This window comes from Mesorhizobium sp. M1E.F.Ca.ET.041.01.1.1, assembly GCF_003997355.1.
GTDB lineage: Bacteria > Pseudomonadota > Alphaproteobacteria > Rhizobiales > Rhizobiaceae > Mesorhizobium.
In genome coordinates this window covers 1-6186 of the sequence record NZ_RZSL01000370.1, presented here as the reverse complement: position 1 = coordinate 6186, position 6186 = coordinate 1, and the positions used below count along the sequence as shown (strand labels likewise).

Here is a 6186-nt window from a genome sequence, read left to right as displayed (position 1 = left end):
GTGGAGAACGCCGCCGAGATCGCGCTGGAGCATCATCTCGGCATGACATGCGATCCGGTCGGCGGCCTGGTGCAGGTGCCCTGCATCGAGCGCAATGCGCTGGGCGCGGTCAAGGCGGTCACCGCCGCTTCGCTCGCCATCAAGGGCGATGGCACGCATTTCGTGCCGCTCGACGCGGCGATTGAGACCATGCGCCAGACCGGCCTCGACATGAACGAGAAGTACAAGGAGACCAGTCTCGGCGGGCTGGCGGTAAACGTCGTCGAGTGCTGAGGGGACTGGCCCACGAACTGGCACTGTGGAGAACTCGCTCAGGACATTGACGCTCTGGTCTGCCTGGCTAAATCTTGGGGCATGTCACTCAATCTCATCAAGCTCTGTGTCGGCTGCGACAGCGTCGAGGATCTGGAGGAGTGGATTGCCTTCCGCCTCGACGAGCGGCGCCGCGCCGGCGAGCCCGCCGAGCACTGGCACACCACCCGCATGGTGCCGACGCGAGGCGACGAGATCATCGACGGCGGCTCGCTCTACTGGGTGATCAAGGGCAATGTGCAGTGCCGGCAGTTGATCACCGAGATCCGGCCCTTTGTCGACGACGAAGGCATCGGCCGCTGCCATCTGGTGCTCGATCCCGAGGTGGTGCGCACCGACTGGCAGCCGCGCCGTGCCTTCCAGGGCTGGCGTTATCTCAAACCTTCCGATGCCCCGGTCGATCTCGGCAGGGGCAAGGCTGCATTGGCCGAGATGCCGCCGAAATTGCGGCTGGAACTCGCCGAACTGGGGCTGCTTTAATCCAAGTTAAACCAGTCTTTTCCGTCGCTGGCCCCTCGGCTGGATCGGTGTGGGACTTGCAAGAGCCGCACCTGCGCCACATCTTGATTTCCATGCACAAAAATCTGCATGGCGGTGCAAACCGATGGGCGTGATCATCGCATTGGCGGCTTTGCTTCTGGTGCTTTTCGGCGTCGCGACAATCTTCGTGCGCGCCGATGCCGCCAGGATGGCGGACAGTCTTAGAACACTCGGACCTGCGCTGTTGGGGGTGTTCGGCGCGACGATGCTCGTCGTCGGCCGCAGCAGCATCGGCGGCCTGCTCATGGTTGCGGCGGCCGGCTGGTATGCGTGGCTGCGAGCGAGACGGCCACCGCCGAAGGCTGCCGCGGCAAAACGCTCGACCGTGCGCACCGCGGCTCTCGAAATGGACGTCGACCACGACAGCGGCAAACTGGAGGGTCTCGTCCTGGCCGGCCATTATGAGGGCAAAATGCTGGGCGCGATGGGGATCGCGGACCTGCAGCAACTCCATGCGGAACTGCGACCCGATCCGGAGAGCCGCCAGCTCCTAGAGACGTATCTTGACGGCCGTTTTCCCATCTGGCGCAAGGACGCGCAGCCGGACAGTGGCGAAGGGCTGCGTATTGCGCCAGGTGCGGGCGCCATGACTAAGGAGGAGGCCTACAAGATCCTTGGTCTTGAAGCGGGGGCTGCCGCGGCGGATATCCGCAAGGCGCACCGCCGCCTGATGCAGCGCCTGAACGCCGATGTCGGCGGCACGTCTGTCCTGGCGGCGCGAATCAATGAAGCCAAGGACGTCTTGCTCTCCAATCACGACTAGTCTCCTTCGACGCTGAACTTTCCAGGAGTTTCAAAAGCCGCCTATTGCTGGACGGCGTAGCACGAGATCTTCTTTCGCTTCAGGGCATCGCAGGCCTTCCAGGCTGCGTCCTTCGAGCCGAACCCGCCGAAACGGGCGCGGTAGTAGGTGACGCCATCCTTGTCGAACGCGACCGTGAAGCCCGAGGCATCCGCCAGGATCTTCGGCGCCTGCTTGCTTGTCTTGTTCAGCAGGGCCTGAGCCCCTGACTGCGTCGGCGAGGAGGCGACCTGCACCACCCATCCCGACGGCACGGACGAAGTCTTGACCGGATCGACGGCCGGCGCGGCCGCAGGCGCCGGTTCGGCGTAGGCGGCGACGGTCTGCGATGTGCTTTCGGTCTGTGACGGGGTCTCGGTCTGCGATTTGGTTTCGATCTGTGATGGGGTTTCTTGGGGCGCGGGTGCCGGAGCCATGGCTGCCACGGCAACCGTCTTCACCTTCCTGACCTGGATCACCGGCCTGGTTTCCTCGGCGGCCGGCGCATTGTCGTCGGCCGACGCGACTTCGGTGTCTTCGACAGCCGGCTTTTCATCCGGGGTCGGCGCGTCATGCTTCGGCAGGAAGACCTTGGCCAAAGCCTTGATCGGATTGTCGCCACCCGCCTTGGCGATCAGATTGCCGCCGCCGCGGGTCGAGGTGCGCGGCAGATAGGTGTTGATCAGCGAGGCCATCTGGTTGTCGCGGCTGCGGCCGGAAGCGCCACCCATTACCACGGCGACGAGGCGGCGATCGCCGTCGGCGACGGAGGAGACCAGGTTGTAACCGGAAGCGCGCGTGTAACCGGTCTTGATTCCGTCCACGCCCTTGATGCGGCCGAGCAGGCGGTTGTGGCCGTTGATGCGCTGGCGGCCGTAGAGGAACGAGCGCTGCGAGAAATAGCCATAATACTGCGGGAAGTGCTCCCTGAGCGCGATGCCCAGCATCGCCATGTCGTGCGCCGTGGTGAACTGACCGGGGTCGGGCAGCCCGTTGGCGTTGCGGAAGACGGTGCCGTTCATGCCGAGCTGGCGTGCCTTGGCCGTCATCATGCGGGCGAAATTGTCTTCGCTGCCGCCCAAGAGTTCGCCCAGAGCGGTCGCCGAGTCGTTGGCCGACTTGGTCACCATCGACAGGATCGCCGTCTCGACCGGAACCGAGCTGCCGGCGCGCACGCCGAGCTTGGTCGGCGGCTCGGACGCGGCATGCGCCGAGTACGGCACCGGCGTGTTCTTGCTGATCCTGCCCTTCGCCAGTGCTTCGAAGGTGAGGTAGAGCGTCATCATCTTGGTGAGCGAAGCCGGATAGCGCCGGCCGTTGGCGTCGGCCGAATAGAGCACCTTGCCGGTCTTGGCGTCGACGACGATGGCCGCGGACTTTGCGGCAAGAGCCGATGCGGCATCGGCGGCGACGATCGTCACCGCAAGCGCGGCGATCATGACTGCCTTGATGGAGAATGAAGATTTGGAGACGAACCCCGACAATGCCTGACGCACCGCTGCTTACCCTGAATTTTCGTTGCCCCGGAGGCGGCAGAGGGAGTGCCTGCCTCGCTTCCGGCCAAGCTATCGCGGCCAGCGTTACCAATCCGTTTATGGTAACCGCCGCGTTCACCATTTTCTGGCGATTTGAGCCTCTGTTTATTCGAATTTTAGCGGTTGCTGCGCTTCGGGCCCCTTGCGGATCAAGGGAATCTTGACTTTTGTGCAATGCACAATATATTGAGGTGCATTGCACAAGGGCGCCCGGGGCAAATGGGCGTTTCAACCAAGGGAAGTGTGAAATGACCCAGACCTATGAGGACTTCACGAAATACGGCAAGGAGTTTGCCGACAACGGACTGAAGAGCTTTGCCTCGCTCACCAAGGGCGCGCAGGCAATCGCCACCGAGGCCGGCGAATACACCAAGAAGAGCTTCGAGGCCGGCAGCGCCGCCGTCGAGAAACTGTTCTCGGCCAAGTCGATCGAGAAGGCCATCGAGATCCAGACCGACTACGCCAAGCAGAGCTACGAGAGCTTCGTGGCCGAGGCCAGCAAGATCGGCAATCTCTATGCCGAGCTCGCCAAGGAAGCCTACAAGCCGTTCGAATCGGTCGTCGCCAAGGCGAAGTAATTTCGCCCGATCATACCCGATTAGGCCAACCGGCCTGCCAAAAGGACCCGGTCGCGGAAGCGCGGCCGGGTTTTTTTTATGCGTGACTGCAACTGCCTGAGCCCTGCCGCATTCACGATTGAGAAAATCGCTGAAGTTTGCCCACCTAGCCATATTGTCAGCTAAACAGAAGGGCTTAAAATCGGCCATCGAAGACCTACATGTTGAACTCGCATGAGGATTCGAAAAGGCAGGACTACGTGACGATCGGTTTGACTGCCACGGCAGGCGTGGTGCGAATGCAAAGTGACGGCGACCGCAACGATCCCGGTCGCGGCACAGCCGTCATCACGCGCACCAAAACCAAGACCAAGAAGCCCAGCCTCTACAGGGTCCTCATCCTTAACGACGACTACACTCCCATGGAGTTCGTGGTTCACGTCCTGGAGCGTTTTTTCCAGAAGGACCGCGAGGCCGCCACACGCATCATGCTGCATGTTCACAATCATGGAGTGGGCGAGTGCGGGGTCTACACATTCGAGGTGGCCGAGACCAAGGTGTCTCAGGTCATGGATTTCGCCCGACAGAATCAGCATCCGCTGCAATGCGTGATGGAGAAGAAGTGAGGTAACATGCCGGCTTTCTCCCAAGGCCTGGAAAAGGCGCTACATCAGGCGCTGACATTCGCCAACGAGCGGCATCATGAATATGCGACGCTCGAACACTTGCTGCTTGCGCTTATCGACGATACCGAGGCGGCCGCCGTGATGCGCGCCTGCAACGTCGATCTCGACGAGCTGAAGCACACCGTTCTCACCTATATCGATACCGAGCTCGACAATCTCGTCACCGGTTACGACGAGGATTCCAAGCCGACCGCCGGGTTCCAGCGCGTCATCCAGCGCGCCGTCATCCATGTGCAGTCGTCCGGCCGCGAGGAAGTGTCCGGCGCCAATGTGCTCGTCGCCATCTTCGCCGAGCGCGAGAGCCACGCCGCCTATTTCCTGCAGGAACAGCAGATGACCCGCTACGACGCGGTCAACTACATCTCGCACGGCATCGCCAAGCGCCCCGGCGCCTCGGAGTCGCGCACGCCGCGTGGCGCGGAGGACGAACAGGGCGGCCAGAACGGCGCCGAGCCGCAGGAGGACGGCGGCAAGAAGAAGCCGCAGGACGCGCTGACGGCCTATTGCATCAACCTCAACAACAAGGCCAAGGCCGGCAAGATCGATCCGCTGATCGGCCGCGAGAGCGAGATCAACCGCACCATTCAGGTGCTGTGCCGCCGCTCCAAGAACAACCCGCTCTATGTCGGCGACCCCGGCGTCGGCAAGACGGCGATCGCCGAGGGCCTTGCCAAGCGCATCGTCGAGGGCGACGTGCCCGAGGTGCTGCAGGACGCCACCATCTTCGCGCTCGACATGGGCACGCTGCTCGCCGGCACCCGCTATCGCGGCGACTTCGAGGAGCGGCTGAAGCAGGTCGTCAAGGAGCTCGAGGACTATCCCGGCGCGGTGTTGTTCATCGACGAGATCCACACCGTGATCGGGGCAGGGGCTACCTCCGGCGGCGCGATGGATGCGTCGAACCTGTTGAAGCCGGCGCTCTCGTCCGGCGCGATCCGCTGCATCGGCTCGACCACCTACAAGGAGTTCCGCCAGTTCTTCGAGAAGGACCGCGCGCTGGTGCGGCGCTTCCAGAAGATCGATGTCAACGAGCCGACCATCGAGGACGCCATTGAGATCATGAAGGGCCTGAAGCCCTATTTCGAGGAGTTCCACAAGGTCCGCTACACGAGCGAGGCGATCAAGGCTTCGGTCGAGCTCTCGGCGCGCTACATCAACGACCGCAAGCTGCCGGACAAGGCGATCGACGTGATCGACGAGACCGGCGCCTCGCAGATGCTGGTGCCGGAGGCCAAGCGCAAGAAGACGATCGGCATCAAGGAGATCGAGGCAACGATCGCCACCATGGCCCGCATTCCGCCGAAGACGGTTTCGGCCGACGACGAGAAGGTGCTGCAGGGTCTCGACGTCGAGCTCAAGCGCGTGGTCTACGGCCAGGACACCGCCATCACCGCGCTGACGTCGGCGATCAAGCTGGCGCGGGCCGGCCTGCGCGAGCCGGAGAAGCCGATCGGCTCCTACCTGTTCTCGGGGCCCACCGGCGTCGGCAAGACCGAAGTGGCCAAGCAGCTCGCGGCCTCGCTCGGCGTCGAGCTGATCCGCTTCGATATGTCGGAATACATGGAGCGCCACACCGTCTCGCGGCTGATCGGCGCGCCTCCCGGCTATGTCGGCTTCGACCAGGGCGGCCTGTTGACCGATGGTGTCGACCAGCATCCGCATTGCGTGCTTTTGCTCGACGAAGTCGAGAAGGCGCATCCGGACCTGTTCAACATCCTGTTGCAGGTGATGGACCACGGCAAGCTGACCGATCACAACGGCAAGCAGATCGACTT

General features: G+C 62.9%; 7 protein-coding genes. 6 read left to right on the top strand and 1 reads right to left on the bottom strand.

The features are described from left to right. From EOA38_RS24895 to EOA38_RS24885, 3 genes are all read left to right on the top strand, one after another. Positions 1 to 273 (top strand): L-serine ammonia-lyase, iron-sulfur-dependent, subunit alpha (locus tag EOA38_RS24895; protein WP_189434863.1); only part of this gene is annotated, 273 nt, incomplete at its 5' end. An 81-nt stretch (positions 274 to 354) separates the two neighbouring features. Further along, the gene (locus tag EOA38_RS24890; RefSeq protein WP_126093865.1) at positions 355 to 792 is read left to right on the top strand and encodes a DUF1489 family protein; all 438 of its coding nucleotides are present in this window, start codon (positions 355 to 357) and stop codon (positions 790 to 792) included. A gap of 124 nt (positions 793 to 916) precedes the next feature. Next, positions 917 to 1615: a molecular chaperone DnaJ gene (locus EOA38_RS24885; protein ID WP_127300467.1), complete on the top strand. Its 699-nt coding sequence runs from the start codon at positions 917 to 919 to the stop codon at positions 1613 to 1615. Between the two features lie 41 nt (positions 1616 to 1656). On the opposite strand, the gene EOA38_RS24880 is transcribed toward EOA38_RS24885, so the two are convergent. Beyond that, positions 1657 to 3129, bottom strand: a complete 1473-nt coding sequence (locus tag EOA38_RS24880) for a D-alanyl-D-alanine carboxypeptidase (RefSeq protein WP_127300466.1) — start codon at positions 3127 to 3129, stop codon at positions 1657 to 1659. Positions 3130 to 3416: 287 nt separating this feature from the next. On the opposite strand from EOA38_RS24880, the gene EOA38_RS24875 reads away from it, so the two are divergent. The 3 genes from EOA38_RS24875 to EOA38_RS24865 form a co-directional block, all read left to right on the top strand. Continuing rightward, entirely contained in the window at positions 3417 to 3746 is a 330-nt protein-coding gene (locus tag EOA38_RS24875; protein ID WP_126093868.1) for a phasin family protein, read from the top strand. A 278-nt stretch (positions 3747 to 4024) separates the two neighbouring features. Next, complete coding sequence (clpS, locus tag EOA38_RS24870; protein ID WP_040972327.1) at positions 4025 to 4351, top strand: ATP-dependent Clp protease adapter ClpS; 327 nt, start codon at positions 4025 to 4027, stop codon at positions 4349 to 4351. 6 nt (positions 4352 to 4357) lie between these two features. After that, positions 4358 to 6186: AAA family ATPase (locus EOA38_RS24865; RefSeq protein WP_127300465.1), on the top strand; the 1829-nt coding region annotated here is incomplete at its 3' end.